This is a genomic window from Aliiroseovarius zhejiangensis, from assembly GCF_014656375.1.
In the GTDB taxonomy this organism is placed as follows: Bacteria; Pseudomonadota; Alphaproteobacteria; order Rhodobacterales; family Rhodobacteraceae; genus Aliiroseovarius; species Aliiroseovarius zhejiangensis.
The window spans coordinates 347,379-374,236 of sequence record NZ_BNCH01000002.1 but is presented as its reverse complement, the minus strand read 5'-3'; the positions used below and the strand labels follow the sequence as shown (position 1 = coordinate 374,236).

General features: G+C 61.1%; 25 protein-coding genes and 1 other RNA gene. 10 read left to right on the top strand and 16 right to left on the bottom strand.

Going from position 1 to position 26,858, the window contains the following annotated elements:
• Positions 1-6: 6 nt before the first annotated feature.
• From IE188_RS06540 to IE188_RS06510, 7 genes are all read right to left on the bottom strand, one after another.
• The gene (locus IE188_RS06540; protein ID WP_191285658.1) at positions 7-447 is read right to left on the bottom strand and encodes a TrgA family protein; all 441 of its coding nucleotides are present in this window, start codon (positions 445-447) and stop codon (positions 7-9) included.
• 140 nt (positions 448-587) lie between these two features.
• The gene (locus IE188_RS06535) at positions 588-1,793 is read right to left on the bottom strand and encodes an SAM-dependent methyltransferase (RefSeq protein WP_191285657.1); all 1,206 of its coding nucleotides are present in this window, start codon (positions 1,791-1,793) and stop codon (positions 588-590) included.
• A 183-nt stretch (positions 1,794-1,976) separates the two neighbouring features.
• Positions 1,977-3,203 carry an aminotransferase class V-fold PLP-dependent enzyme gene (locus tag IE188_RS06530; RefSeq protein ID WP_191285656.1) on the bottom strand — a complete coding sequence of 409 codons (1,227 nt, stop codon included), beginning with the start codon at positions 3,201-3,203 and terminating at the stop codon, positions 1,977-1,979.
• Between the two features lie 196 nt (positions 3,204-3,399).
• Positions 3,400-3,849 carry a DsrE family protein gene (locus IE188_RS06525; RefSeq protein ID WP_191285655.1) on the bottom strand — a complete coding sequence of 150 codons (450 nt, stop codon included), beginning with the start codon at positions 3,847-3,849 and terminating at the stop codon, positions 3,400-3,402.
• Positions 3,850-4,018: 169 nt separating this feature from the next.
• Positions 4,019-5,011: an acryloyl-CoA reductase gene (gene acuI, locus IE188_RS06520; protein WP_191285654.1), complete on the bottom strand. Its 993-nt coding sequence runs from the start codon at positions 5,009-5,011 to the stop codon at positions 4,019-4,021.
• A gap of 22 nt (positions 5,012-5,033) precedes the next feature.
• Positions 5,034-5,669 carry a DUF1326 domain-containing protein gene (locus IE188_RS06515; protein WP_191285653.1) on the bottom strand — a complete coding sequence of 212 codons (636 nt, stop codon included), beginning with the start codon at positions 5,667-5,669 and terminating at the stop codon, positions 5,034-5,036.
• 1 nt (position 5,670) lies between these two features.
• Positions 5,671-6,423: a DUF2182 domain-containing protein gene (locus IE188_RS06510; protein WP_191285652.1), complete on the bottom strand. Its 753-nt coding sequence runs from the start codon at positions 6,421-6,423 to the stop codon at positions 5,671-5,673.
• A gap of 115 nt (positions 6,424-6,538) precedes the next feature.
• Between IE188_RS06510 and IE188_RS06505 the strand changes: the two genes are divergently transcribed.
• On the top strand, positions 6,539-7,258 hold the full coding sequence (locus IE188_RS06505) for a FadR/GntR family transcriptional regulator (protein ID WP_191285651.1): 720 nt from the start codon (positions 6,539-6,541) through the stop codon (positions 7,256-7,258).
• A gap of 7 nt (positions 7,259-7,265) precedes the next feature.
• Here IE188_RS06505 and IE188_RS06500 read toward each other — a convergent pair whose 3' ends face one another.
• Entirely contained in the window at positions 7,266-8,084 is an 819-nt protein-coding gene (locus IE188_RS06500; RefSeq protein ID WP_191285650.1) for a hypothetical protein, read from the bottom strand.
• A gap of 65 nt (positions 8,085-8,149) precedes the next feature.
• Here IE188_RS06500 and ssrA point away from each other — a divergent pair.
• The 7 genes from ssrA (at position 8,150) to IE188_RS06465 (ending at position 13,171) form a co-directional block, all read left to right on the top strand.
• Positions 8,150-8,500: a transfer-messenger RNA gene (ssrA, locus tag IE188_RS06495) on the top strand.
• 148 nt (positions 8,501-8,648) lie between these two features.
• On the top strand, positions 8,649-9,074 hold the full coding sequence (locus IE188_RS06490) for an ester cyclase (protein ID WP_191285649.1): 426 nt from the start codon (positions 8,649-8,651) through the stop codon (positions 9,072-9,074).
• Between the two features lie 298 nt (positions 9,075-9,372).
• Positions 9,373-10,641, top strand: a complete 1,269-nt coding sequence (chrA, locus tag IE188_RS06485) for a chromate efflux transporter (protein ID WP_191285648.1) — start codon at positions 9,373-9,375, stop codon at positions 10,639-10,641.
• Positions 10,642-10,707: 66 nt separating this feature from the next.
• Positions 10,708-11,226 (top strand): SspB family protein, encoded by a 519-nt coding sequence (locus tag IE188_RS06480; protein WP_191285647.1) that lies wholly within the window; start codon positions 10,708-10,710, stop codon positions 11,224-11,226.
• Positions 11,227-11,367: 141 nt separating this feature from the next.
• Positions 11,368-12,762 (top strand): class II fumarate hydratase, encoded by a 1,395-nt coding sequence (gene fumC / locus IE188_RS06475; protein ID WP_191285646.1) that lies wholly within the window; start codon positions 11,368-11,370, stop codon positions 12,760-12,762.
• Positions 12,762-12,947: a DUF4169 family protein gene (locus IE188_RS06470; RefSeq protein ID WP_191285645.1), complete on the top strand. Its 186-nt coding sequence runs from the start codon at positions 12,762-12,764 to the stop codon at positions 12,945-12,947. Before fumC ends, IE188_RS06470 begins: the two co-directional genes overlap by 1 nt.
• Positions 12,944-13,171 (top strand): ribbon-helix-helix domain-containing protein, encoded by a 228-nt coding sequence (locus IE188_RS06465; RefSeq protein WP_191285644.1) that lies wholly within the window; start codon positions 12,944-12,946, stop codon positions 13,169-13,171. The genes IE188_RS06470 and IE188_RS06465 overlap by 4 nt, the downstream gene beginning before the upstream one ends.
• A 3-nt stretch (positions 13,172-13,174) precedes the next feature.
• Here IE188_RS06465 and IE188_RS06460 read toward each other — a convergent pair whose 3' ends face one another.
• The 3 genes from IE188_RS06460 to IE188_RS06450 all read right to left on the bottom strand — a co-directional run bounded on the left by IE188_RS06460 (position 13,175) and on the right by IE188_RS06450 (position 16,636).
• A complete protein-coding gene (locus IE188_RS06460; RefSeq protein ID WP_191285643.1) occupies positions 13,175-14,548 on the bottom strand; it encodes a cytochrome P450 in 1,374 nt (457 codons plus the stop codon).
• Positions 14,545-15,807, bottom strand: a complete 1,263-nt coding sequence (locus IE188_RS06455; RefSeq protein ID WP_191285642.1) for a hypothetical protein — start codon at positions 15,805-15,807, stop codon at positions 14,545-14,547. The genes IE188_RS06460 and IE188_RS06455 overlap by 4 nt, the downstream gene beginning before the upstream one ends.
• A gap of 76 nt (positions 15,808-15,883) precedes the next feature.
• Complete coding sequence (locus tag IE188_RS06450) at positions 15,884-16,636, bottom strand: cytochrome c biogenesis CcdA family protein (RefSeq protein ID WP_191285641.1); 753 nt, start codon at positions 16,634-16,636, stop codon at positions 15,884-15,886.
• A gap of 114 nt (positions 16,637-16,750) precedes the next feature.
• Between IE188_RS06450 and IE188_RS06445 the strand changes: the two genes are divergently transcribed.
• Positions 16,751-16,978, top strand: coding sequence for a sulfurtransferase TusA family protein (locus IE188_RS06445; protein ID WP_191285640.1), 228 nt, complete (start codon positions 16,751-16,753; stop codon positions 16,976-16,978).
• 58 nt (positions 16,979-17,036) lie between these two features.
• Here IE188_RS06445 and IE188_RS06440 read toward each other — a convergent pair whose 3' ends face one another.
• Positions 17,037-19,820 (bottom strand): ribonuclease E/G, encoded by a 2,784-nt coding sequence (locus tag IE188_RS06440; RefSeq protein ID WP_191285639.1) that lies wholly within the window; start codon positions 19,818-19,820, stop codon positions 17,037-17,039.
• Between the two features lie 578 nt (positions 19,821-20,398).
• Positions 20,399-22,939, bottom strand: a complete 2,541-nt coding sequence (locus IE188_RS06435) for a penicillin-binding protein 1A (protein WP_191285638.1) — start codon at positions 22,937-22,939, stop codon at positions 20,399-20,401.
• Positions 22,940-23,125: 186 nt separating this feature from the next.
• Between IE188_RS06435 and IE188_RS06430 the strand changes: the two genes are divergently transcribed.
• Positions 23,126-24,952, top strand: coding sequence for a M3 family oligoendopeptidase (locus IE188_RS06430; protein ID WP_191285637.1), 1,827 nt, complete (start codon positions 23,126-23,128; stop codon positions 24,950-24,952).
• A gap of 73 nt (positions 24,953-25,025) precedes the next feature.
• Here IE188_RS06430 and IE188_RS06425 read toward each other — a convergent pair whose 3' ends face one another.
• From IE188_RS06425 to IE188_RS06415, 3 genes are all read right to left on the bottom strand, one after another.
• Complete coding sequence (locus tag IE188_RS06425; RefSeq protein ID WP_191285636.1) at positions 25,026-25,514, bottom strand: GNAT family N-acetyltransferase; 489 nt, start codon at positions 25,512-25,514, stop codon at positions 25,026-25,028.
• A 68-nt stretch (positions 25,515-25,582) separates the two neighbouring features.
• The gene (locus tag IE188_RS06420; RefSeq protein ID WP_191285635.1) at positions 25,583-25,852 is read right to left on the bottom strand and encodes a DksA/TraR family C4-type zinc finger protein; all 270 of its coding nucleotides are present in this window, start codon (positions 25,850-25,852) and stop codon (positions 25,583-25,585) included.
• 11 nt (positions 25,853-25,863) lie between these two features.
• Positions 25,864-26,853, bottom strand: coding sequence for a Gfo/Idh/MocA family protein (locus tag IE188_RS06415; protein WP_191285634.1), 990 nt, complete (start codon positions 26,851-26,853; stop codon positions 25,864-25,866).
• Between the last annotated feature and the right edge of the window lie 5 nt (positions 26,854-26,858).

The following is a 26,858-nucleotide window of genomic DNA, read 5'->3' as shown; positions in this document are numbered from 1 at the left end:
ACCGGGTCAGCCCCATTTGCGCGCAGCGTTGAAGGCGCACCACGACGCCAGCCCCCCACCAAGCAGAACCGCGACCATGACCTCTCCCGTCGCGTATTTCTGATAAAAATCCACGCTGATCATGAAAATATCCTGCACTGCCTCGATCGGCCCGTCATAGGCCTTGCGCAGACTTTGCTGGATCATGATGGCAAAGGCAAAGATAAAGAACGTAACGCCGGCCTGCACCAAAGCGGTGGTGAAGGCGTTGGCCCCCACGCTGCCCAGCCGCCGATCCGCCCGCGGACCAAGGAATTTCCACCCGACAAACAACCCCACCAAAGCAAAAATCGGTGACAGTTTCGACAGATCGCGGCCTTCTTCCATCAGGGGTTTGATCAGTTCGGCACAGAACCACCCTGTCGCGGACAGGATCAGGGCAGCAACCAGTTTCGCGGCTGTGGGCATCAAGACCTCCTGCAGTATCGGCCGTTCAGCCGGTGTTTTCACAGGTTGTTATGGCCATTTTAAGGCAAATTTGACGGCGAATGTCGCGCAGTAACACGTGAACCACGCCCGTTGATGCACCTGTGCCCGTGCCACCTGCGTCACTCGGGGTTTTTCAGCGTGACCTGCACCACGTCGCAATTGCCGGAATGAAAGGCCGCCGCGCAGGAGGTCAGATAGAAGTTCCACATCCGTTTGAAACGGTCATCAAAGCCAAGGGCCGCGACCTGCCCCCATTTCGCGTTGAACACCTCGTGCCACCGCCTGAGCGTCGCCGAATAGCTTTCCCCGAATGCGATCTGGTTGCGAAACGCAAGCCCGGCTTTTTCGACCTCAGCACGTAGCACGGTCTTGGACGGCAGCATCCCACCGGGAAAAATATATTTCTGTATGAAATCAACGCCCTTCCGATAGACGTCAAACCGTTTTTCGGTGATCGTGATGATCTGCAACACGGCCTGCGCGCCGGGGCGCAGGCATTTGCGCACGGTGCCGAAATAGATCGGCCAGTATTTCTCGCCCACCGCCTCGAACATCTCGATCGAGGCGATGCCGTCATACTGGCCTTTTTCGTCGCGATAGTCCTGCATCTTGATCGTCACCAGATCGGACAGTCCGGCTTTCCGGATACGCTCGACCGCGAAGTCATGTTGTTCCTGGCTGATGGTCAGGCCCGTGACGCGGATACCTTTCCTTGCCGCATGCTCGGCAAAGCCGCCCCAGCCACAGCCGATTTCCAGCACATGATCGCCCGGCCCCACCCCCATCTGGTCAATCATCGAGGCGTATTTCTGCTCCTGCGCCTTTTCCAGACTGTCCTGCCCGCTGCGAAACAGCGCCGAGGAATAGGTCATTGTGTCATCCAGCCACAGCGCATAGAAATCGTTGCCCAGATCATAGTGATAGCTGATGTTCTTCTTCGCCCGGCTTTTGGTGTTGGACTTCATCAGGTGGCGCATACGTTCATAGGCGCGCAGGAAAATCTGGCCGGGAAACCCGTCATACAGAACGTCATTGTCGTCCTGCAAAAGGTCCAGAAACGCCTGCAAATCCGGTGTGGACCAGCCGCCGTCGATATAAGCATCGCAAAAGCCCAGATCGCCTTCGCGGATCAGGCGGGCGAACACATCCGCGTCATGCACACACAATTCGGCAACAAAGCCCGGATGCGCCCCTTCGGCACGAAACCGGCGCCCGTCCGGCATCACGAAATCCAGCCGCCCGCGATTCATCCGGCATGCGATCTCGAACACATTGCTGAAATAGCGTGGCAAATGCGTCTGCCCCGCCGTGCTGGTCAGGATCATATCACCCCCCAATGTTCGCGATCCGTCCTGCTCAAGGCTAGGACGGAGGGGGCGTGGCTGACAAGATGGTTGCTTTGCAGCTGCAACAACACCTGCTGCGACTGCAAAAACCTATGACGGGGGATGGAGGGCGCCCGCTACATACATTAAGTTCTCTGCTCAACTCTTTGATATTAGTTACTATCAAAGAACGCGATCGAGCGCATCCATCAACTTAGCCACATCGCTTTCAGACGTATAATGGGTGAAGCTGACCCTCAGCACGCCCAGCGCCGGGTCGATGCCCAGCGCCGTCAGCGCCCGCACGGCATAGAAGTCGCCGCCCCCGGCCATGATCCCCAGCGGCGCCAGACGTTCGGCCAGCCCGGCCGCCGGGCGTTGCGTGGCAATCGCGATCGTCGGGGCGCGGCCTTCTGCCCGCGACGGCCCCAGCAAGCGCACCGAGTTTTTCGAGGTCAGATAATCCAGCAAGGGCTGCAACAGCCGCCCCTCATGCGCGCGCATCAGGTCGTGCACCCCGGCCGCCCGCGCCGACGCTTCGCCGGTTATCCCGTGATGTGCCGCCATCGCATCGAAGTAATCCGCCATCCCGGCGGACGCCGCGATCTGCGCGTGATCGGGTCCGGCAGGGGTGAATCGTTTGTAGAGCACGTCCCCGTTGAAGAAATGCCCCTGATTGGGCAGTGCCGTGCCCAGCGCACGGCGGATCACCATGATCCCCTGATGCGGCCCATAGGTCTTGTAGGCGGAAAACAGATAGATATCAGCGCCCAACGCGTCGACATTCACAAACCCATGGGGGGCGTAGCTGACGCCATCGACACAGGTGAACGCCCCCGCTGCACGCGCCTTGGCGCAGATGGCGGTGACGTCATTGACCTCGCCCACCACGTTCGAGCAATGGGGGAAGCAGACAAGTTTGACCTTTCCGTCGTCCAGAAGCGTGTCCAGCGCCGTCGGGTCCAGATGGCCCGTGTCGGGGTCAATCTGCCACTCTCGAACCTCGACCCCGTCCTCCGCAAGCCGTCGCCACGGACCAGAGTTCGCTTCATGATCCTGATTGGTCACCACTATGGCCGAACCTTCGGGCAGATACCGGCGAAACGCCTGCGCCAGCACATAGGTGTTTTGCGTGGTTGACGGGCCAAAGCTCAGCTCATCCGTATCGACCCCCATCATAGCGGCCAGACGTGTCCGGGCCTCGTCCATCTCGTCCCCTGCCAGACGCGAGGCGTCATAGGGGCCGTAGGGCTGCACTTTGCGCTGGTGGTAATACCGGGTCAGCCGGTCGATCACCGGCTTGCAGGTATACGACCCGCCAGCATTTTCAAAGAACGCCAGCCCTTGCAGCGTCGGCTCCGAGAAAGCCGGAAACTGGGCGCGCACCCAAGTGATGTCCAACTCGCTCATGGCGGCTCCTTCGCATCAGATCTGGTGGGGTTCCTGACGGAACAGGGCGCGCTTGCAGGCGCGCGGTCGCCCCGGACGCTTTCTGGCTATCTGCCATATGAGAACGGGTCAAGCGTCGCGGCTTCGCACGACACCGGGGCGCCAGGGCGCAGAGGGGCAAGGTGATGCCCTGCCCCAATGGCTGTGTGACGTGAGCTTAAAGGCTCATCAACGTGTCGGCGTCCAGCATCGCGGCTGCCATCGCATCTGGCGCGGCAACGCTCACGCCGTCCAGCAGCACGTCTTTTTCGGCCCCTTTGTTAGGCAGATAGATCGCGCAGACCTCGACCTTTGCGCCCGGCATCCCCATGATTTTCTGCATCAACTGCTGCGGTCCAACGCCCAGCGGCTTTTGCGGGGCGGTCGCGCTTTCGGGGGCGTCTTTCAGCGCCAGATCGGCGGCGGGTCCGCACAACATCACATGCGGCGCAGCACCTTGTTCGGCGGATTTCATCGTCAGCACCATCGCCATCATCTGGGTCTGTGCTTCAGGCGCGGTCAGGATGGTGACAAGGGTATCGTCGTCATCCGCATGGGCGGTGCCGGCCAGCCCGGCCAGCCCGATTGCGGCGGCGGTCAGGGTCGTCTTGAGCGAAAACTTGGTCATGTGATCTGTCCTTGAATAACGGGTGAGCCCGCACACGGCAGAGGGATTGCCATCCACGCGTCAGCGGGCGGGGCGACATGCCCCGCCGCAAGGGCTACGCGATATATTCAAGACAAGGAATGCGTCAATTCGCGCCGCGACGAACCGTCTCATACCGGGGCGTGAACGATCAGCCGTTCACGTCCACAACAACGCGCCCCTTGACCTGCCCTTTCAGGATATCAGCGCCCAGAGCGGGAAGGTCTTCCAAAGTCGCGGGGTTTATCATGGCCTCAAGCTTGTCCATCGGCAGGTCCCTGGCAATACGCTGCCACGCTCGCAGACGGTTGTCATAAGGCTGCATGACACTGTCGATCCCCAAAAGGTTCACCCCGCGCAGCAGGAACGGAATGACCGTCGCGGGCAAGGCTGCCCCCCCGGCAAGCCCCACGGCGGCGACACTGGCGCCATATTTCATCTGCCCCAGCACGCGGGCTAGCATGTCGCCGCCCACGGCATCCACACAGCCCGCCCAGGTCTCGGCCTCAAGTGGGCGCTTGGTGGTCTCGTTCAGCTCTTCACGCGGCACGATGGACGACGCCCCGAGCCCCTTCAGATACGCCGCCTGATCGGGTCGCCCAGTGACGGCGGCCACGTCATAGCCAAGATTGGCAAGGATCGCGGTGGCGACCGATCCCACGCCGCCGGCTGCGCCGGTGACAAGGACCGGCCCCTGCCCCGGTTTCATCCCGTGATCTTCCAGCGCCATCACGGCGAGCATTGCGGTAAACCCCGCCGTCCCCACAGCCATCGCCTGCCGGGTGGTCAGACCGTCGGGCAGCGGCACCAGCTTGTCCGCGTCAATGCGCGCCTTCTGGGCATAGCCGCCCCATGTGACCTCGCCCACGCGCCAGCCGGTCAGAACCACCTTGTCGCCGGGCTTGTATCGGTCGTCATCCGACGCTTCCACGGTGCCTGCATAGTCGATGCCCGGCACATGGGGATAATGACGCACCAGCCCCCCGCCCTTGGGCGACAGGCACAATCCGTCCTTGTAGTTCACGGTGGAATATTCGACCGCGACGGTCACATTGCCGTCGGGCAACTGATCCTCGGATATCTCTTTGAGAGAGGCTTGGGCCAGCCCCGCCTCGTCCTGCTCCATCACAAGTGCTTTGAACATAATCTCTCTCCTTCAGCAGAGTTCAGCGCCCCGGGCCTTTCCAGTCGATCTGGCAGATCTCGGCGGATCGCCCGTCGAAATCCCAGACCCGTCCATGCGCGCGCAGCTTGCCCTTGGTGGCGGTGGCGACGGTGATGTCCGGCCCCATCCAGTATTGCGTGTTGCGGATCACGATATCCTCGTCCGGGTTGGCCCCGTCCACGGGATGCACCACGCCGGCAATCTTGCGCCCCACGGTGATGTGGCGGGTTTTGCCTTCGGTCTCATAGGTGACAGGCTGGCGTTCGGCGCCCAGAAACTCGCCCACCAGCATCTGGAACAGACCTGTTGTGCCCTTGGCCGCCCCGGAAAAGATCGTCACCAACGCCTCATAGGCGTCGTCACTGGCGCGATCATCGACGAACAGCGCCACTTTCCAGTTCCCGCGCCCCATATTGCCGGGGATCTCGATCATCAGGCCAAGGTTCAGGCCAGACAGGTCGATGTCTCCATATTGCCCACTGTCGATCCGCACCCCGCCCCATGTCTGGCAGTGCCCTTCCGTGGGCGGGTGCTTGCCAAGGCTGACCACACAGGGGCAGAAGACCGTGCAGTTGCAGTTCAGAATCAGCTCTCCCTTGATGGTCCATTCCACTTGTCCAACTTGCGTTCCGTCCATATCAACCTCCCGGGAACAAGGCCCAGATCCCGCCCGCGATCAGCGCCCATCCCAGGGGGCGGGTCAGATAGCGGCCCAGATCGGGCAGTTTTTCAAAAATCATGATCAGGGTGGCCAGCCCCATGAAGGCCAGGTTCATCACACCACCCACGAAGCCCAACAGCATCAGCGCCCAGCAACAGCCCAGACAAAGTGCCCCCAGGCGCACGCCCAGCGCGGCGGCGTTCCAACGGGTCGCACGCCAGTATTGCATGAAGAAGGTCATCGGCTGGCGGCATTTGGACAGGCAGGCGTCCTTCAGCGACGAGAATTGATACACCCCCGCCCCGATCAGTAATCCCCCCGTCAGCCACGGCGATACGCTCTGGCCCAGCGGCGACAGAAGCCCTGCGCGAAACAGCAGCAACTGCCCGACCGCCGCAATGGCGGCAAAGCCCAGCCAGACCGCCAGATAGCCTGCGACCAATTGCACAAATCCCTGCCGTGTTCCTGCGCCTGAGGCGATCAGATCGTCATAGGTCGCAAAGCTGGGCAACGCCGTCGGGGCCATCATCGCGGCAGACATCACCGCCCACATTGCAAAAAGCCCGGCAAACCCGGCCTGATCCGGCGCCACGATGCAAATTGACCGCCAGAAGTCGGCACCATAGATACGTGACAGCTCCAACGCGTCGGGTGGCAGCGCCATCGCATAGAGCAGCCCCCAGCCCACAAGGATCAGCCCGAACAGCGCCAGCCAATGCGGCGCCTGCATGGTTCTTATCCTTGACGAAACGGACATGGTTCCCCCATCTTTCGAGTCGGAATGATAATGTCTGACAATTGACCACAGGGCAAGCAATTGTCAGACAATTAAGGAGTGACGCTGCGTGAAAACCGATCTGGACGACAATCAGGACCTGTCAAAGCAGATCGCCGAGGCCATTCGTGACGCTATCATCGAGGGTGATTTGATCGTCGATCAACGCCTGCCGTCCGAGGCCGAGCTGTGCGACAAATTCAGCGTCGGGCGCTCGACCGTGCGCGAAGCGTTAAAGCGGTTGGCCGCCCAGAACCTCATTCGCACCCAGCGCGGCGCGTCTGGCGGGGCCTTCGTGAACCGGATGTCGTTTGAAGAGGCATATGGCCAGCAGATCACCACCTCGACCCTGCTTCTGTCGATGAACAGCGTGGACTTTGAGACGGCGTGCGAGGCGCGCTATGCGCTGGAACGGGCCTGCGCGCCCCTGTCCGCCCGGCGCCGCACCCCCGACCACGTGGCCACCATGCGCGCCGAGATCCACCGCCAATCGCAGCCCGGCCTGACCGACGAGGCGTTCTGTGCCTCGGACGTGGCGTTTCACCGCGCACTGGTGGATGGGGCGGGCAATCCGGTGCTGTCCTATCAACTGGCGGGCGCCGTTGAAGCCATGCAGCCCCTGATGAACATGATCACCTACACGCAGCGGGATCGGGACCGGATCGTGGCACTGCATACACGGCTGGCGGATGCGATTGAGGGGGCGGATGGGTCGCGGGCGGACCTCATCTTGTCCGAGCTGGCTGAGTATACGGTTGAGTTGGGGCAAAGTCGCATGTCGACGCGGTGACGTTAGTTTATCTTTTCACAGCATCAACATTTTCAATGGTTTTCGTCGGAATCTCAACAGACCGAGAATACGCGATGGCCATCGCAGAGGCCAAAAACCAAATAACAACAAGTGAGGCGAGAACCGAGGAAACACTCGAAGCCATATTGATCGCGAAAACAGGCATATGACCGTGCGCTAGTTGCGCTAAGCTCGTTTGGAAGGTCGCATTTCCTGCGTAAAGCAAAGACACCACAGCGCCGAGTTGAATAGACAAGATCACGATATCACGTCGAAACGAGCGTGTCCCTTCCCACGAAGCTAAGACCGAAAGCGTTGATCGCCCAATTGATATCGAGACAATCCCCAAACAAACACGTGACAGTAGATAGGTGCCAACCGAATAGATCACAAAGCTAACGCCGGAATAGTAAATCAAATACTGAGATCCGCTGAGCACATTCTGTAGTGTCTGTTGGATCATGCGAAAGCTCAGATAGTAGGTCGCCTGCGCAAAGAATGTAGCGATCGTTGCGATGAGCAACACGCGCCAAAAAACAGCAAGAAACACCTTTGGAATTACGCGCAGTCCCTTTAGTCGTGGTTCTTCACCCAGAAACAGTGCGCGCCAGTAAGCAATGATCAACAGAACCAACAGTACAAGTTTGACAATAGTCCACAACGCGGTGGCAAACTGCATCGCGGGCAACACCCAGGGGTCGGGGTTTACGTGGCTACTGAGCCAAACAAAGAGAGCTGAGAAGACGAACCCGGCGGCAATGTAAGGTATCCAGAGCGCAAAAAGCAGCGCCACTCTGTCGCAAAGTAGTCGAATAAAAGCGGGCAACGTATCTCTCTTAATGTGCTGGTTGAAAATCTTCAGCTACTTAGGGCGAGCATACTGTACAGCCCCCCCTTTTCAATCCCTCTCCAAGCCCTTACATATGATCTGTCCTTCGGGACTATGGACATAAACGCGCTCGTAATAAGCGGATCGGACCCGGGGGCGGTACCCGGCGCCTCCACCAATATGCTTCGTTTGGGCATTCTGGGGGCGAAACAGGATCGACGGACGTCTAAAGGGGTTTGCTTTGTCTCGGTGAGATACCACCGTTATCGGTTCACTTAAGCTAGTTGCAAACGACAACAAAGCTCCGGCAATGGCTCTGGCTGCGTAAGCAGTTCGGGTCGCCGAAACCTAAGTCCTTAGGCCTAGCAGCGTAAGGCGGGGTTCGCAGGCACCTGGCAACAGAAGCCTGCACCTTCCCCCAGGTACCCCAGACATGCGCCAAGCCTGACCCATGTCCAGCCTGACCGGGTTGCCCGGATTGCCGGTTACACCTCCTTAATGCTTTTGGCCTAGATTCGGAGGTCTGAAAACCGAAACACATGAACTTGGAAGGAACAGCACGTGGCCCATCTGGAGCTTCTGAAACAATGGTATGACCGTGTCTGGGTACAGCAGGATCTGGATGCAATCGGGCGTTTCTTTGCCCCCGACTTCGAAGCGCAGGGGGTGATGGATTTCGGTGTCGGGCCCGAAGATTTTCATGCCCTGGGTGCCGCCGTTCTGGCACAGGTCGAAATCAGCGAAGTCCGTTTTGATCGCGAGGTTGAGCTGGGCGACTGGGTCTGGGCGACCTTCACCGTCCTAGCGGTGACGCTGGCGGACCAGAAGCCTGTGCAGACCACCGGCCAGATCATGGCGCGTATGTCGGATGGCAAGATTGTCGAAGCCTATAACCAGATCGACTTTCTGACCTTTTTCGAACAGTTGGGATATCTGCCGCCGGACAGCCTGGCCCTGTGCCTGTCAGGCGAAGGGATCGCAGCCTGACGCTGCGCCTGACCCACACCAGCGAAGGGTGACGCGCCTGTGCGCCCGTATCGTGGGCAGATAACTGCGCGGGTGGTGCCGCCGGGCTTGGATGTGGTCCGGGTGGTCACCTTCAAGGCCTTGGGCATGCAGGGCTGCGTTGCCTTGGTGTTCCCCTCTGGTCGCGTATGGCACCGGGCGGTTTTCCCTTGCCAATGGGTGCGGATCAGGGCCCTATCCGGTCATGCCGCCTTGCCCGCCCTTGTCCCCTCCTCCACCCTCGCCTCCACCACCCGTGTCTCCTCCTCCCGAACCGCATATGTCGCCCGGCCTGCCCGAGCTCACCCGCATCTTTGCACGTATCGGATTGATGTCCTTCGGTGGTCCGGCGGCGCAAATCGCGGTGATGCACCGCGAACTTGTGCAGGACCGCCCGTGGCTGACCGAGCGGCAGTTCCTGAATGCCCTGTCCTTCTGCATGTTGCTGCCCGGCCCGGAGGCCATGCAGTTGTGCACCTATGCCGGGTGGCGGCTGCGCGGAGTGCCGGGCGGGTTGATCGCGGGGTTGCTGTTCGTCTTGCCGGGCGCGTTGGTCATGCTGGTCTTGGCGGCGGCATATGCCCGTTGGGGGCAACTGCCCTTGGCCGAAGCCCTGTTTCTGGGCGTCAAGGCCACGGTGGTGATCGTGGTCTTGCAAGCTCTGTTCAGACTGGCCCGCAAAACCCTGCGCCACTGGTCACACGGGACCATCGCGATGGCGTCGTTCATCGCGCTCTATGCCTTCGACGCGCCGTTTCCGCTGGTGATCCTGGTTGCCGGCGCGATCGGGATTGGTTTCGCGGGCGGATCTACGGGCCAACTGCCCGCCACGCCAAGACCGGCACAGCCGACGACGTTGGGTCGCACACTGAAACAAGCAGCCCTCTGGCTGGCGTTGTGGTTTGCCCCCCTTTTGCTGGCACACGGATTTGGCGCGGACAGCCTGACCGCTATCGGGCTGTTCTTCTCGAAACTCGCCGTGGTCAGCTTTGGCGGTGCCTACGCGGTGCTGGCCTATATGGCGCAAGAGGCCGTGACCACCCATGGCTGGCTGAGCCCCGCGCAGATGATGGAAGGGCTTGGGCTGGCCGAAACCACGCCCGGCCCGCTGATTCTGGTGACGGAGTTCGTGGGCTATATGGCCGGTCATGGCCTGTCCGGCCCGGTTCTTGCACTGTTGGCGGCGGCGATGACACTTTGGGTCACCTTCATCCCCTGTTTCCTGTGGATCTTCGTCGCGGCCCCCCATCTGGACTGGCTGACCACCCGACCCCGGCTGACCGCGGCGCTGGACGCCATCACCGCTGCGGTTGTCGGCGTCATCGCCAACTTGTCTCTGTGGTTTGCCTTGCATGTCTTTTTCGATCATGTGACGCGCGCGGACAATGTGTTCGCCCCCACCCTGCCTGAGCCGGGCAGCCTGAATGCGACCGCCCTGGGCCTGGCTGGCACCGCCGCTCTGCTATTGCTTGCCCTGCGCGTCTCGCTGCCGCTGACACTGGCGATCATGGCGACCCTTGGCGCGGGGTTGTTCGTGCTGACCGCGTGATCATCTTGCGCCTTTTCATCGCCACCGAATCCCGTATTCTGGACCCAGACAGCAGAAAGACCGCTCATGTCCGACACCATCGACTATGGAAACCTGATGCATGACGCCATGCGCGACCTGATCCGCAAGGTTTTGGGGGATGTCGCGGCGTCTGGCCTGCCGGGTGAACATCATTTCTTCATCAATTTCGACACCCGCCATGACGGGGTCGAGATTGCGAACTGGATGCATGATCGGTTTCCCGACGACATGACGATCGTTTTGCAGCACTGGTTCGAAAACCTGGCCGTCAGCGAGGACGGGTTTTCCGTCACGCTGAATTTTGGCGACACGCCCGAGACGCTGTTCATTCCGTTCGATGCGATCAACACCTTCGTTGATCCGTCGGTGGAATTCGGATTGCGGTTCGAAATGCAGGACGACCACCACCCCGACCTGCATCTTGCCGGAGATCAGGACGCGATCGCGGAAGAGGCCGCGCCCGTCGCCGACCCGGAACGCGATGCGCCCGACACGGACGCTGACGCCCAGGACCCATCCCACAAAGAGGCCGAGATCGTTCGGCTGGACAGCTTTCGCAAATAGCGGACCGCCCCGCCTGCCCCTGTCGACACGGTCCAATCTCCGACAGCATTGCCACACCACGCGGTTCGGGCGCTACCAGCATTGAATTTGGTGTGCAGTCGTGTACAACGGCCTCGGTTTTGCAAATAAAGGCGCCCTGACATGACCCAGACCCGCACAGAATCCGACAGCTTTGGCCCTCTTGAAGTTCCTGCCGACAAATACTGGGGCGCACAGACGCAGCGCTCTTTGATGAACTTTCCGATTGGCTGGGAAAAGCAACCCACCGCCATCGTGCGTGCCCTTGGTGTCATCAAACAGGCCTGCGCAGAAGCCAACAAAGCCGCGGGCGCGATGGATGGCAAGATTGCCGATGCCGTCATTCAGGCCGCATCGGAAGTCGTGGCTGGCAAGTTCGACGACAACTTCCCGCTGGTCGTGTGGCAAACCGGGTCCGGCACCCAATCGAATATGAACGCCAACGAGGTGATCGCCAACCGCGCCATTGAAATCATGGGCGGCGTGATCGGATCGAAAGACCCGGTGCACCCGAACGATCACTGCAATATGGGCCAATCCTCGAACGACACGTTCCCGACCGCGATGCACATCGCCACCGCGATGAGCGTGCGTGACGTGCTGCTGCCCGGTCTGGAAAAACTGCTGGCCGGGCTTGAAGCCAAGGAAAACGAGTTCAAGGACATCATCAAGATCGGCCGCACCCATACGCAGGACGCCACCCCGCTGACGCTTGGGCAGGAGTTCTCGGGCTATGCCCATATGATCCGTCAGGGCATCGAACGGGTGAAGCTGGCCCTGCCCGGCATTTATGAACTGGCACAGGGTGGCACGGCTGTCGGCACCGGTTTGAACACACGCAAGGGCTGGGGCGAGGAAGTCGCCGCGAATATGGCTCGCATCACCGGCCTGCCCTTTGTTACCGCCCCCAACAAGTTCGAGGCTCTGGCTGCCCATGACGCGATAGTGTTCATGTCGGGCGCTTTGGCGACCGTGGCGGGTTCGTGCTACAAAATTGCCAATGACATCCGTTTTCTCGGCTCCGGCCCGCGCTCGGGTCTGGGCGAGTTGATCCTGCCGGAAAATGAACCCGGCTCGTCCATCATGCCCGGCAAGGTCAATCCGACCCAGGCCGAGGCGCTGACGCAAGTGGCCGCGCATGTGATGGGCAACGATGCCGCGATCAAGTTTGCAGGCAGCCAGGGGCATTTCGAACTGAACGTCTATAACCCGATGATGAGCTACAACCTGCTGCAATCCATCCAGCTTCTGGGCGATGCGGCCGACAGCTTCACCGAGCGGATGCTGAACGGCATCCAGGCCAACGAGCCGCGCATCGACAAGCTGATGAAGGAAAGCCTGATGCTGGTGACGGCGCTGGCCCCGACCATCGGCTATGACAACGCCACCAAGGTGGCCAAGACGGCGCACAAAAACGGCACGACCCTGAAGGAAGAGGCGATTGCGCTTGGGTTCGTGGATGAGGCGACCTTTGACGCGGTTGTGCGCCCCGAACAGATGATCGGCCCGAAGGACTGATGGCGGAACCGGTCAATCTGAACCGGTTTCGGAAAGAAAAGGCGCGGGCCGCGCGAAAGGCCCGCGCTGATGAAAACGCCGTCAAACATGGGCGCAGCAAGGCGCAGAAAGCCATGGAGCGCGCGGAGAAGACCCGAATGCAGCGACAGTTGGACGGTCACAGAAAAGACCCGGACACAGTATGAGTTCGCGCCCCGAAAAACACTCGCTGACCCTGCGCGGGCATCGCACGTCGGTTTCGCTGGAGCCGGAGTTTTGGCAGGCATTTCGCGAGATTGCGAAGGCACGCGGACTGCCCCTGAACGCGCTCGCTGCCGAAGTGGATGAGAAACGCGGCGTGGACAGGGGGCTGGCTTCGGCGATTCGAGTGTATGTGCTCGATCACTACAGACGACCGTCCGAGGGCTGAGGTTCACTCGCGCGGCGTCAGGGACAGCCAGATCCCGTCCCTGCCCCGCACCGTCAGATGCGCCACAGGCATCGCGGGCCGGTCTTGAACCAGTTCAAACCGAAAGGCCCGCACCAGCATCGACAGAATCAACGGTCCTTCGATCATCGCAAAGCCGGCCCCGGGGCACACCCTTTGCCCGCTGGAAAACGGGATGAAGGCGTTGCGCAGGCAGGATTTTCCATTCGCCGTCTGGAACCGGGCGGGGTTGAAGGCATCGGGATCCTCCCACAGCCGTTCATGCCGGTGCAAATGCCAGGGGCTCAGCACGATCTGGCTGCCCTTCGGCACGTCACGTCCCCGGAACTGTTCGGGGCAGCTTGCCTCGCGCACCATCATCGGCACCGGGGGATAGAGGCGCAGCGCCTCGCGAAACACGTCCCGCGACAGGCGCAGCCGCGACATGACCGAGAAATAGATCTTTTCAGGATCAATTTCATGCGCTGCTTCGCTTGCCACCCGATCCTGCCAATCAGGATTGAGGGCCAACAGATACAGCGTCCACGCCAAGGCCGAGGCACTGGTCTCGTGCCCTGCAAGAAAGAAGATCGCCACCTGATCGACCATCTCGTCGGTATCGAACCGGCCGCCGGTTTCGGGGTCGGTCGTCGTCATGATCTTGGTGGCCAGATCGTCGGGCGCCGTGCCTGCTTTGATCTCGGCCATGCGGTCGGCGGTCAGGTCGTGGATCAGACCCCTGATCTGGCGCGCGGTCTGTTTGGCCCGTGCGCGGTGAAACCGGGGCATCCAGCGCGGCAAGGGCAACAGCGCCCCAAGATTGATCACAGGTTGCGCGCGCTGGTGGTCGCGGAATTTCGTGAACACCTGCCCCGCGACCTCATGCTCGATCGGGATCGAAAACAGCGTGCGAAAAATTACGTCAGCAGCGGCGTGGCTGGCATGGCTTTCCATCTCGACGGGGGAGCCGTCCGCCACAGGGCGCAGGCGGTCCACGGCAGACACGGCAGCATCCCACATGGCCGGGAACACCTCTTTCAACCGCCCACCGTCGAACGCGGGGTCTATGATGCGGCGCTGCCGCTTCCAGACCTCGCCATTGGTGACGAAGACGGACTGGCCCAACAGCGGTGCCAGCCCCTCGCGGATGCGGTCGGATTTCGGGAAATCGTCGGGGCGTTTCTTCAGCACCAGTTCGACCAGCGTCGGGTCGTTGCACAGGAAACTGCGGAAGAACGGCGTACGAAACTCGGCCATCCAGGCGCGATAGAGCCGCGCCGGTTGGGCCGACAGGATATCACGGCGAAACAGTTTCGCGTAACGCCAAAGCGACACCCGCCCGGCACGCGAGGGCGGTTTGGGGGGCAAGGGCGTCGTCATGCCGCCATGCTCGTGTATTTTGACACCGGGTTCTCGATCCGGCTGGCCGACGGGCGGCGCTTGCGATAGCGGTCTGCAAGGGTCATCGGGCCAGCGGTAATTTGAAAATAATCGTAATCTCCAGGACGATCAAAGGCGCAAAGATATTGAAAATGCAGCCGAAAAAAGCGCCAGCGCAGAGCCTTCCAGCGTTCGGGGCTGAGCGTTTTTGTGAACGCTGCAGAAACCACCAGCGGCCAGCGTTTGCCCTGATCGGGCGCCACCCCTGTCACCGCCACCGGATCACACAGCGCAAAGGCACAGCCATCCCCCGGCGCAGTCACGTCCACCCATGCGACACGGGTCTGCATGCTCAACTCATGCAGGTCGCGCCTGAGCCTGTGCGCATCGGGCAGGAAGCTGACCATCGGCATGACTTGCCCAAGGCTCAGAAACGCCAGCGCGGGGCCATCCTGCGGCACCCGACCCGCCCGTAGCAGGTCGGCCAGCACGGATACGGCCAGATGCGCGCCGGAACTGTGGCCCACCACCAAAACCTCATCCACATCCGTGTGCAGCGCCCGTTCGATCTGGTCGGCAAATAGCGCCATCCGCGCCTCCAACTCTGGCGGGTTGGCCCCTTTCGAGCGCGCGGAATAGGCATAATCGTGCATCAGGTAGTAAACATATAGCTTGTTATCTACCGCGCGAAACCAGCGCAGCAGAACCGCGACGGTCACGGCAAACCCGATCCAGTAACCGGCGACCATCGCAATGGCGCTAAATGTGACATGGACCGCGAAAAACGCGGCGACATGACCAAGAATATGCCCAAGAAGCAGGGCCAGAACCAGTTGCAGCATTAACATGCCCACCGGGTAAAGCGCGGCAATCACCGGCCCCTTGCGCAACCGCATCAAGCGCCACAACGCGCCGGTCGCGATATAGGTCCACGCCGTGCGCGCCATCAGAAGGTAGGTCTGTGCGATGTTCAACTTCATGCTGTCACGAACGATGTCGGCCCAGACCAGCACGTCGAATTCGGCCTCGGTTTCAACCCCGTCGATCCGGCCGGTCACCTGCCAACCGTAGCTGCCTGAACGCTGCCGCCCGATCAGGTCAATCTGATAACCCGAAATCGCCGCCTGCGCCGCCCCCTCCTTGCGATACAACTCGCGATATCGGCGCGGGTGAATCGGGTCATAGCCGGGAATGTAAAACACCTGGCGACGCCGCACCTGGGCGGGTTTTCCGGGCGGTCGGTCGTCGGTGGCATGCATGGTTCCGGCCTGTCTGTTTCAGCGCAAGGCTATCCGGAAAAACAGTCGAAATTAAGCCCTTGCGTGGACTTCCTGCTCAGCCAAGTGCGGAAAGTGCCGGGAATGTCTCAAGCAGCCAATAGGAGAATCGCGAAAACCCCCCGGTCAGCATCATCAACCCGATAGTCCACAGAAGCAGCCCCATGATCCGCTCGATCCGCTCCATATGCCGTTTCATGAAATTCATCATCCCGGTCATGCGCGGGAAGAATGCCGCGACCAGCAGAAACGGAATGCCCAGCCCGGCAGCATAGATCGCCAGAAGCGTGGTGCCCCGCGCAACCGATCCTTCCGACGCGGCAAGCGACAGGATCGCACCCAGTTGCGGCCCGATGCACGGGGTCCAGCCAAAGGCGAAGGCCAGCCCGAGCAGATAGGCTCCGAACGCGCTTCCACCCTGGTCGCCCGCATCAAGCCGCGCCTCGCGATTGAGGAAGGGGATATTGATCACGCCCAGAAAATGCGCCCCGAACACCATCACGACGATTCCGGCGAACGTGGCGAAAAGCTGTTGGTTTTGCAGGAAAAACGCCCCGAAGGCCGATGCCGCGAAGCCAAGAAACAGAAACACCGTCGACAGGCCCATGACGAAGAACAAAGCGGCCAGTGTGGCCTTGCGGGCGGCTTGCCGCCCCTCGGTCATCTCGCCCATGCTGACGCCGGACATATAGGCCAGATAGGGCGGCACGATGGGCAGCACGCAGGGGCTGAGGAAACTCAGGATCCCGGCCACGAAGGCGATGATCAAGGCCGGCAGCAGGCTGGCGTCGATAAGGTCAAATCCAAACATACCCTCACATAGCGCGGGAAGGCCGCGTCGTCACCTGCCCCTTTGTCACAACTGCGCGACAAATTGGTTCACCTGCCCGATGGACAGGTCCACCCCGACGGCCTATGGGAAGATATGGAGTTTGACGACGATCTTGATGCGCTGGGGTTGCTGTGCCCCCTGCCTGTGCTGAAGGCCCGCAAGCGTCTGAAATCGCTTGAAACGGGGCAGGTTTTGCGCCTGCAAACCACCGATCCGGCGGCGGTGATCGACGTGCCGCATTTCTGCGCCGAACAGGGGCACGACCTTCTGGGGCAGGAAGAACACGGCAACGCCACCCATTACTTCATCCGCAAGGGATGACGGAAACGAAAAGGCCGGACAAGTTGCCCGGCCTTTCCCTGTCTATCGGCATGGCTGCTTAGCTGCCCAGCGACCACCAGCCCTTGCGCTTGGGCTTGGGCGGCTCGTCGGCTTTCACCTCGGGCTCGGCAGGGGTCGCCGGAGCGGCGTTTGCCATTGCGGGTTCCGGCGCTTTCTCGGCAGTGGTCGCGTCAACTGCCGCGTCGTCTTCGTTGTTTCGTGACGTGGTCGCCCGATTGCGTGGTGCTTTCTTGGGCTTTACTTCGGCTTCCGGCGCTGACTTCTCAGCCGACGTAGCCTCTGCGGGAGCGTCCTCTTTGGGCTTCTTGGCCCGTGACTTGCGCGCGGGTTTCTTCGGTGCCTCTTCCACCTCAACTTCTGCCGTGGCATCGGTCGCCGCTTCTTCCGCCTTCGGTTTCGCTGCCCGTTTACGGGGTGCGCGCTTGGGCTTCGGCTTTTCTTCCGCCTCAACCTCAGCCGTCGCTTGCGCGTCTTCGCTGGATGCGTCCGCAGCTCCTGTTTCACCGGCCGCTTCATCATCGGCTTTCTTCGACCGGCGACGCGGGGCGCGTTTGCGCTTGGGCTTGTCGTCGCTGTCTTCGGCAGGGGTCTCGGCGTCGGCATCCGTTGCCGCGGTGTCCTTGACCTCGTCCGATGGGTCATTGTCCTCGGACGCGTCGCCGTTCTGGTTGTCCTGCCGCGCGTCATCCCCGTTGGACGACCGACGACGGCGACGGCGGCGGCGACGTTTCTTGGGCTTCTGTTCGTCCTCGCTCGTGTCCTCCGAAATCACTTCGGCGTCTTCGACCTCGTCAATATCCTCCATCAGCGAGGCATCGACGGACACCACCGTTGCCGAGGCGTCCGGCACGGCGCGGGTGGCTGTCTTGAACTTCTCGATCGAGTAATCGGGCGAGATCAGGAACGGATCGGCTTCGATCCGCACCGCCATGCCATAGCGCGCTTCAATTTGCGCAATATGCTCGCGCTTGTTGTTCATCAGGAAGTTCACGATGCCGACCGGAGCCTTCACCAGAACCTCGCGCGAGCGACGGCGCACGCCTTCCTCTTCCAACTGGCGCAGGATCGACAAGGCAAGGTTGTCGTCCGAGCGGATCAGGCCCGTACCATGGCAATGGTTGCAAGGCTGGGTCGTCGCCTCGATCATGCCGGGGCGCAGACGCTGGCGCGACATTTCCGCCAGACCAAAGCCCGAGATACGGCCCACCTGGATGCGCGCACGGTCGGTTTTCAGCTTGTCTTTCAGACGCTTTTCAACCGCGTTGTTGTTGCGGCGTTCTTCCATGTCGATGAAGTCGATCACGATCAGACCGGCCAGGTCGCGCAGACGCAGTTGGCGCGCGACTTCCTCGGCGGCCTCAAGGTTGGTTTTCAGCGCCGTTTCCTCGATCGAGCCTTCTTTCGTTGCTCGGCCCGAGTTCACGTCAATCGCCACCAGAGCTTCGGTCACACCAATGACGATATAGCCACCGGATTTCAGCTGCACCGTGGGGCTGAACATCCCCGACAGGTAGCTTTCAACCTGATAGCGCGCGAACAGTGGCATCTGGTCCTGATACAGCTTCACGTTCTTGGCGTGGGACGGCATGATCATCTTCATGAAGTCCTTGGCGGTGCGATAGCCTGCCTCGCCCTCCACGAACACTTCGTCGATCTCGCGCGAATACAGATCGCGGATCGAGCGTTTGATCAGGTTGCCTTCTTCATAGATTTTCGCAGGTGCGGTGGAGTTCAGCGTCAGCTCGCGAATCTGTTCCCACAGGCGTTGCAGATATTCGTAGTCACGCTTGATTTCCGACTTGGTGCGCTTGGCCCCCGCCGTGCGCACGATCAGACCCGCCCCCTTGGGCACGTCGATCTCGGCGGCGATTTCCTTCAACTTCTTGCGGTCGGCGGCATTGGTGATCTTGCGGCTGATCCCGCCGCCGCGCGCCGTGTTGGGCATCAAGACGCAATAGCGCCCGGCCAGCGACAGATAGGTGGTCAGCGCCGCGCCCTTGTTGCCGCGTTCTTCCTTCACGACCTGCACCAGAAGGATCTGGCGCACCTTGATCACTTCCTGGATCTTGTAGCGTTTCGGGCGCGGTTTGCGGCGCGGGCGGATATCCTCGACGGCGTCATCATCGGCGACGCTTTCGATCTGGTCGTCTTTTTCCGAGGCATCCAGCGGTGCGTCGTCGTCATCATCGTCGTCGTCGTCGCTGTCGTCGCTGTCGTCCGACGTGTCCGATGCCTGGTCTTTGACCTTGGGGCTGTCGCTGGCCGCATCTGTCAGGACTGCATCGTCATCCGAGCCATCGGTAGGTTCTTCGACAGGGGTGTCGCCAACCAGTTCCATCGGCGAGCGGCCTTCTTCGGGGTCGCCTTCACCATTGTCCAGGTCAATGACATCCATACCGGAGCCGGTGGAGTCGACCTCTTTGGTGGCCACGGCATCATCGGATTTGACCTCTTCCGCCTTCGCGCGGGATCGGCCGCGCGACCGGCGGCGGCGCGATTTGGGTTTTTCCTCTTCCTCGGCCATGGCTTCGGCATAGGCGCGTTCTTCTTCCAAGAGCGCCTCGCGGTCCGCGACCGGGATCTGATAATAATCAGGGTGGATTTCGGAAAAGGCCAAAAAGCCGTGGCGGTTGCCGCCATAATCCACAAAGGCTGCCTGCAACGACGGTTCGACCCGCGTCACCTTGGCCAGATAGATATTGCCAGCTAGCTGGCGTTTGTTTTCTGATTCAAAGTCAAATTCCTCGACCTTGTTTCCGTCCACCACCACAACGCGGGTTTCTTCCGCATGGGTGGCGTCGATAAGCATCTTCTTGGGCATATGTTCTTTCCGCACCCCCGACGCGCGCCCTTCCAGGCGGAAGCGCACGGTTTTGGGGGTGTCTTGTCAGGGCGAAGCGATGCGTGGGATACGGCAACAAGGTCAGGGGCTTGCGCCCTGCCTTCTGAGTTTGCTCGATCCTCTCGCGCATCATCGCGTTTCTTCTCCGGTCACGCTTGCGGTGGGCTGGAGTGGCCAGACCCCGTGCGCGACCCATTCTTTTGCCCGGTCTGGTGTCAGACGTCGGGCGGATTTTCGGACCCGGAACAACGGCCTTGCGGGCGCTTACCTCCGTGATCGTCAATTTCGCGCTCTGGCAGCCAGCCCATTTCCGGGCGCGTTCCAGAGCATTCTCGGTTTGTTTTGCCCCGGCCTGCGGCCTTGGCCAACATTCGGTCAGCAAAACAACGAAACTCTCGTCAGCGGTCGGGTGCAAAGACGCGATCCGCCATGAAAGGACCATACGTGGTCAGGGGTCGGAATGACAATGGGCAAAATGCATCTCCGTGCAGATGATTGCGCCACACGGGGCCATAGGCGCGAACGGCACCGAAGGCGCATCGCCTGTAACTCCCTGCCTAGTATAGCCCGCCCGACGACAGAGACCCGAAATCAGCCTTGCCCGGCACCACCACTGTTTTGCCGGTCGAGGTCTGAACCTTCGTCGCGCCATCATCCGTTTCACCACGGTTGAACATGGGCAGGTTGGCCCCCATCGCAAAGCCACCGTCGAACATCACGCCAAACAGCGGCTCTTCACCATCGCGGAAATACTCGGCCACAACATGATCACCTGACGCATCCGGCGGCAGGCGCGCGCCGGTGAAGCGGTCGATCTTGATGAAATGCCCGCCCGGCGGCACCTTGAACTCACCCCCGCCATATTCCTTGATTGCCTCAAGCATGAAGCGTTGGAACACCGGGCCGCACATCCCGCCGCCGGAGGTGCCGGGCATGGTGCGTGGACGGTCATAGCCGATATAGCAGCCCGCCACGATGTTCGAGGTAAAGCCGACAAACCACACGTCGCGCTCATCATTGGTCGTGCCGGTCTTGCCAGCCGTCGGCACCGGCAGGTTCACCGTGCCACGCGCCGTGCCGCGTTCTACTACGCCCCGCAGCATCGAGGTCAGTTGATAGGCGGTGATCGCATTCATCACCCGTTCGCGGTCCGACACGATCGCAGGCGCCTGACCACTGGCAAGCGTCGGATCGCTGCAATCGGTGCATTGGCGATCGTCATGGCGATAGATCGTCTTGCCCCAACGGTCCTGCACCCGGTCGACCAGCGTGGGTTCCACCCGCTCGCCGCCATTGGCGAACATCGCGTAAGCCGCGACCATGCGGAAAAGCGTCGTCTCTTCGGCCCCCAGAGAGTTCGCCAGAAACTGGTTCATCCGGTCATAGACACCGAACCGCTCGGCATAACCCGCCACGGTATCCATGCCGATTTCCTGCGCCAGACGAACCGTCATCAGGTTGCGCGACTGTTCGATCCCGGTGCGCAAGGGCGTCGGTCCATAAAACCGGTTGGAGTAGTTCTTGGGCCGCCAGATCTGCCCCCCCGCGACCACCTCGATCGGGGCGTCAATGACGATGGTGGCAGGCGAAAATCCACTGTCCAGCGCGGCGGCATAGACGAAGGGCTTGAAACTCGACCCCGGCTGGCGTGTCGCTTGCGTCGCCCGGTTGAAGACCGAGTGCTGATAGCTGAAGCCGCCCTGCATCGCGATCACCCGGCCGGTGTTCACGTCCATTGCCATGAATCCGCCCTGCACCTCGGGCACCTGTCGCAAGGTCCAGCGGATGAAGCTGCCGTCATCATCGCTGGTCATCTGGCGCACATGCACGACCTCGCCGACCTTCAGCAGATCACCAGCAACCTGTGCGCGGGGGCCAAGGCTTCCGTCTTCATTGCGGCGGCGCGCCCATGTCACATCCTTGGCCGGGATCCAGTGGCCGTCTTCGTCCTCGTCCACGCCTTCGATGCCGATGCGCGCATCGCTGCTGCCGACCTCAAGCACCACCGCCGGTGACCAGCCTTCGATGTCCCGCGGGAACCGGGTATCGGCCAGGGCTGCACGCCAGGACGCCTCGTCGCCCAGCACTTCGGCGGGCAACGTCACGCCGGACGGGCGCCAGACGCCCCGGCTGCGGTCGTAATCCTCAAGCGCGATGCGCAGGCTTTTGGCGGCCACCTGCTGCAAGTCCGGGTCGACGGTGGCCCGCACGGTCATGCCGCCGGTAAAGAACTCCTCTTCCCCGAAATCGCGGCTCAACTGACGCCGAATCTCGTCCGTGAAGTAGTCACGCGGCGGCAGCGCCTCGCGGAAGGCCGGGAAGTCGCCGTTCTGAACCGACCGCAGAGGCTTGGCGGCCTCGGCATCATAGGTCGCCTTGTCCAGATAGCCGTTCTGGAACATCTCGCGCAGGACATAGTTGCGCCGCGCCATCAGGCGTTCTTTCGCGCGCACCGGGTGAAAGTTGCTGGGCGCCTGCGGCATCGAGGCCAGCGTTGCGGCCTCATGCGGCTCCAATTCGTCCAGCGTCTTGTTGAAATAGGTCTGCGCCGCCGCCGTCACACCGTATGAGTTCTGGCCCAGAAAAATCTCGTTCAGATACAGCGCCAGAATTTCGTCCTTGGACAAGGTGCTTTCCAGCCGCACCGACAGGATCAGTTCCTTGATCTTGCGCTCCGCCGACCGTTCAGAGCTGAGCAGGAAGTTCTTCACCACCTGCTGCGGAATGGTGGACGCGCCGCGCAGCTTTCCCCCGCGCGCCGCTTCGACGGCGGCGGCGGCGATCCCGCGGGGGTCGAACCCGGCATGGGTATAGAAATTCTTGTCCTCGGCCGAGATAAAGGCGTGCTTCACCAGCGCCGGAATCTCGTCCGCCGGGGTGAACAGGCGGCGTTCGCGGGCAAATTCGTCCATCAACTGCCCTTCGCCGGAATAGACCCGGCTGATGGTGGCAGGCGTATAGGTGGCAAGCTGTTCGTGACTGGGCAAGTCTCTGGAATACATCCAGAAAACGCCGCCGATCACCAGTGCGGCCATGAAGACAGCCAGCGTGATGCCGGTAAAGACGGCACCGAATATGCCAAGAATGAATCTGATCACGCGCGCGTCCTTTGAAAAGTGCTTCCTTCCTATAAAGGGACCGCAGGGCCGGGTCAAAACCCCTTGGCGGGGAAAATCGGCCATTTTGCGCCCTTTGTCGCGGCAAACGCCACGTACGGCGGGGGCGGATTGCAACTGCCCGGCCTGCGTCCTATGTCTTGACCCAGACACAAAACCGGAGGTCCGATGCTTACCACCCTTCCCTTCCCCGTCCGCGATGCCAATGCACAATCCGGTGATATCCCGCTTGAAGGCTTGCCCGAGTGGGATCTGAGCGACCTCTATGCGTCGCAGGACGCCCCGGAACTGTCGCGCGACATGGAGTGGTTGGAGAAAGCCTGCGCCGATTTCGCCGCGACCTATCAGGGCAAACTGGCCGGGCTGGACGCCGCTGGCATGTTGGCCTGCATCGAGGCCTATGAACAGATCGACCTGATCGGCGGGCGCATCATGTCGTTTGCGGGACTGCGGTATTACCAGAAAACCACCGATGCCGACCGCGCGCAGTTTTTGCAAAACTGCCAGGAAAAGATCACCGTCTTTACCGCGCCGCTTGTGTTTTTCTCTTTGGAAGTGAACCGCATCGACGACACCGTGCTGGACGGCTGGTTTGCCGACAACGCGGCACTGGCCCGTTACAAGCCCATCTTCGACCGGCTGCGCGCCATGCGCCCTTATCAGCTGTCCGATGAGTTGGAGCAGTTTCTGCACGACAAATCCGCGGTCGGGGCATCTGCCTGGAACACGCTCTTTGACGAAACCGTGGCGGGGCTCGTGTTCACCGTCAACGGCGAGGACCGCGGGCTGGAAGCCACAACCACCCTGTTGAGCGACAAGGACCGCGCCACACGCGAAGCAGCGGCGAAGGAAATCGCCCGCGTGCTGGGCGAAAACGTCAAGCTGTTCGCGCGCATTCACAACACGCTCGCCAAGGAAAAAGAGATCGAAGATACGTGGCGCAAAATGCCCACCCCGCAGACCGGGCGCCACCTTGCCAACCATGTCGAACCCGAGGTGGTCGAGGCGCTGCGCAATGCCGTGGTCGCCGCCTATCCGCGCCTGTCACACCGCTATTACGAGTTGAAGCGCAAGTGGCTGGGGTTGGACGTGATGCAGGTCTGGGACCGCAACGCGCCGCTTCCGATGGAAGATGACAAGCTGGTCGATTGGCCGGATGCCGAAAAGATCGTGATGGACGCCTATGCCGATTTCGACCCGCGCATGGCCGAGATCGCCAAGCCATTTTTCACCGATGGCTGGATCGATGCGGGCGTGAAGCCGGGCAAAGCACCCGGCGCGTTCGCCCACCCCACCGTCACCAACGTGCACCCCTATGTCATGCTGAACTATCTGGGCAAACCGCGTGACGTGATGACCCTAGCGCATGAATTGGGCCACGGCGTCCACCAGGTGCTGGCCGCGGATCAGGGTGAAATGCTGTCATCGACCCCCCTGACGCTGGCCGAAACCGCCAGCGTGTTCGGCGAAATGCTGACCTTCCGCAAACTCTTGAGCAAGGCCAAGACCACTGCCGAGAAGAAGGTGCTTCTGGCCGGCAAGGTCGAGGACATGATCAACACGGTCGTGCGTCAGATCGCGTTCTATGACTTCGAATGCAAGCTGCACGCCGCCCGCGCCGAAGGTGAATTGACCCCTGACCAGATCAACGACATCTGGATGAGCGTTCAGGGCGAAAGCCTTGGCCCGGCATTCGAATTCATGGACGGGTACGAAACCTTCTGGGCCTATATCCCGCATTTCGTCCATTCCCCCTTCTATGTCTATGCCTATGCCTTTGGCGACGGTCTGGTGAATGCGCTTTACGCGGCATATGAAGAAGGCTACGCGGCGTTTCAGGACAAGTATTTCGAGATGCTGAAAGCCGGAGGGTCGAAACACCACAAAGAGCTTCTGGCCCCGTTCGGCCTAGATGCCTCGGACCCGGATTTCTGGGCCAAGGGGCTGTCGATGATCGAAGGGTTCATCGACGAGTTGGAAGCGATGGAGGACTGAGCGCGGGCATCAGCGCCCCTGAAGGGTTGGAATGGCGGGATTGCGGATTCTGCCGCCGTTCACAGCTCCGCGTTTAAGGCCTGGCCAGCATCGGTAGTATGCGACCCCATTGCGTCTCTTGAGGTTGCCCTGACGGTTCAAACCCCAGCTTCTTGTAAACCGCAATCGCCCGTTCATTGTCCGGGTGAGGATCGGTCGCGATCACCGGCGCACCGCTGTCAAAGAGAACGCCCATTCTCTCGCCGATAAAAGCCGTCCCATGCCCAACTCCAATCATCTTGGAATCGCCGATGTATTGGTCGATCCCTCGCGTGCCTTTTGGAAGATGTGCAAAGTGATGCTCTTCCCACTCATGGACGGAGTAATCCTGCATGAAGGCAAATGGACGTCCATCAACCGAGACGATGCAACGAGACACACGAGGATCGCTTATTTCTTCCTCATCATACGGTTCGTCTGAATGCCACCACTCGCGAACATGTGGCTGCGCCTGCCACTCCAACAGCATAGGCAGATCGCCCATCGTCACTTTGCGGAATTCGTACTTGCTGGCGACTGTCATTCTGACACTCTAACACAGCGTTTCACGGGAGGTATGGGCCCACCGCCACCGTTGCCAACACCACTCCCTTACTTCAACTGACTGTCTTTCGATCCGCGTCGGTTGAACCCCGGACGCGCTTTGAAAGAGGCATCCCGTTCCTGCATGCAGTCGATGCACAGTTTCACACCGGGAATGGCGCGGCGGCGGGCTTCGGGGATTTCTTCCTCGCATTCCGCGCAATGGGTCAGGCTGTCGCCCACCGGGCCTGACCGGGTTTTCATCCGGGCCAGTTCATCCTGGATCGAGGCGTCAATCTGGTCCTGTACCGCACCGTCGCGTGCCCAACCTCCTGCCATGTCACCCTCCGTCAGCCTATGTCCACAGCCACATCGAACACGCGGTCGATCATCGCCTGCGTGCCGCGCGAAAACTCCAACGGGCACGGATAGTCCGCGCCCTTTTGCACCGTGCGTCCAAAGTTTTCGATCTGCAGAATATATTGGTTGTCCTGCGGCCAGTTTTCAATGGTGCGGGTGCCGTCAGGGCGCCGCAGGTCAAGTTCCGCCGGGCCGAAGATGCCGGGATTGAACGGCGCGGTCAGACGCATCTGGCCGCGATCGCCCTGGATCACGACCTCTTGCCGGGGGGACAGGCGCATCGACGTCATGGCCGAATAGGTAAACCGCCCCGATGGCCCATCCATCTGCCCGACCACCTGCGCCCAGGTGTCGACGCCGTTTTCCGTCCTGATCCGCGCCAACAGGTCAATCGGCTCGGCCCCGGTCGCAAAGCGCACCGAGGAATAGGTGTAAACGCCGATGTCGCGAATGCCGCCGCCGCCCAGTGCCGGGTCGTTGCGCACATTGGCCCGGTCGGCACGGTTGTCATAGCAAAACACCGCTTCGGCATGTTCCACCGTGCCAATTGCGCCTGATTGCACCAGTTCGCGGGCGCGGATCCATTGCGGGTGATGCACGATCATATAGGCTTCGGCGATCAACAGCCCGGTGTCGTCCCGCAGCGCGATCAGATCGTCGATTTCGGCGGCCGTCATGGCAATGGGCTTCTCTACCAGCACATGCTTGCCCGCGCGCACCGCTTTCTGCGCCCATTCCACATGCAACGCGTTCGGCAAGGGAATATAGACAGCGTCCACACCCGGGTCCTCCAGCAACGCCTGATAGCTGTCATGGACCCTGAGATCCGGGCAGAACGCCGTGAACCCCCGCGCCTTCCCCGCATCCGACGTGGCAAGCGCCACCAGTCGCGCCCCGCGCGCGGCATGAATGGCCGGGGCCATCTGCTTTCGTGCAAAATTCGATGCGCCCAGAACGCCCCAGTTCAGAACCTTGACCATGTGAT

Bases quoted from the DNA above. Each gene is read 5' to 3' on its own strand.
- IE188_RS06540 (WP_191285658.1), bottom strand. From the start codon at position 447: ATGCCCACAGCCGCGAAACTGGTTGCTGCCCTGATCCTGTCCGCGACA.
- IE188_RS06535 (WP_191285657.1), bottom strand. From the start codon at position 1,793: ATGATCCTGACCAGCACGGCGGGGCAGACGCATTTGCCACGCTATTTC.
- IE188_RS06530 (WP_191285656.1), bottom strand. From the start codon at position 3,203: ATGAGCGAGTTGGACATCACTTGGGTGCGCGCCCAGTTTCCGGCTTTC.
- IE188_RS06525 (WP_191285655.1), bottom strand. From the start codon at position 3,849: ATGACCAAGTTTTCGCTCAAGACGACCCTGACCGCCGCCGCAATCGGG.
- acuI (WP_191285654.1), bottom strand. From the start codon at position 5,011: ATGTTCAAAGCACTTGTGATGGAGCAGGACGAGGCGGGGCTGGCCCAA.
- IE188_RS06515 (WP_191285653.1), bottom strand. From the start codon at position 5,669: ATGGACGGAACGCAAGTTGGACAAGTGGAATGGACCATCAAGGGAGAG.
- IE188_RS06510 (WP_191285652.1), bottom strand. From the start codon at position 6,423: ATGCAGGCGCCGCATTGGCTGGCGCTGTTCGGGCTGATCCTTGTGGGC.
- chrA (WP_191285648.1), top strand. From the start codon at position 9,373: ATGTCGCCCGGCCTGCCCGAGCTCACCCGCATCTTTGCACGTATCGGA.
- IE188_RS06480 (WP_191285647.1), top strand. From the start codon at position 10,708: ATGTCCGACACCATCGACTATGGAAACCTGATGCATGACGCCATGCGC.
- fumC (WP_191285646.1), top strand. From the start codon at position 11,368: ATGACCCAGACCCGCACAGAATCCGACAGCTTTGGCCCTCTTGAAGTT.
- IE188_RS06470 (WP_191285645.1), top strand. From the start codon at position 12,762: ATGGCGGAACCGGTCAATCTGAACCGGTTTCGGAAAGAAAAGGCGCGG.
- IE188_RS06465 (WP_191285644.1), top strand. From the start codon at position 12,944: ATGAGTTCGCGCCCCGAAAAACACTCGCTGACCCTGCGCGGGCATCGC.
- IE188_RS06460 (WP_191285643.1), bottom strand. From the start codon at position 14,548: ATGACGACGCCCTTGCCCCCCAAACCGCCCTCGCGTGCCGGGCGGGTG.
- IE188_RS06455 (WP_191285642.1), bottom strand. From the start codon at position 15,807: ATGCATGCCACCGACGACCGACCGCCCGGAAAACCCGCCCAGGTGCGG.
- IE188_RS06450 (WP_191285641.1), bottom strand. From the start codon at position 16,636: ATGTTTGGATTTGACCTTATCGACGCCAGCCTGCTGCCGGCCTTGATC.
- IE188_RS06445 (WP_191285640.1), top strand. From the start codon at position 16,751: ATGGAGTTTGACGACGATCTTGATGCGCTGGGGTTGCTGTGCCCCCTG.
- IE188_RS06440 (WP_191285639.1), bottom strand. From the start codon at position 19,820: ATGCCCAAGAAGATGCTTATCGACGCCACCCATGCGGAAGAAACCCGC.
- IE188_RS06430 (WP_191285637.1), top strand. From the start codon at position 23,126: ATGCTTACCACCCTTCCCTTCCCCGTCCGCGATGCCAATGCACAATCC.
- IE188_RS06425 (WP_191285636.1), bottom strand. From the start codon at position 25,514: ATGACAGTCGCCAGCAAGTACGAATTCCGCAAAGTGACGATGGGCGAT.
- IE188_RS06420 (WP_191285635.1), bottom strand. From the start codon at position 25,852: ATGGCAGGAGGTTGGGCACGCGACGGTGCGGTACAGGACCAGATTGAC.
- IE188_RS06415 (WP_191285634.1), bottom strand. From the start codon at position 26,853: ATGGTCAAGGTTCTGAACTGGGGCGTTCTGGGCGCATCGAATTTTGCA.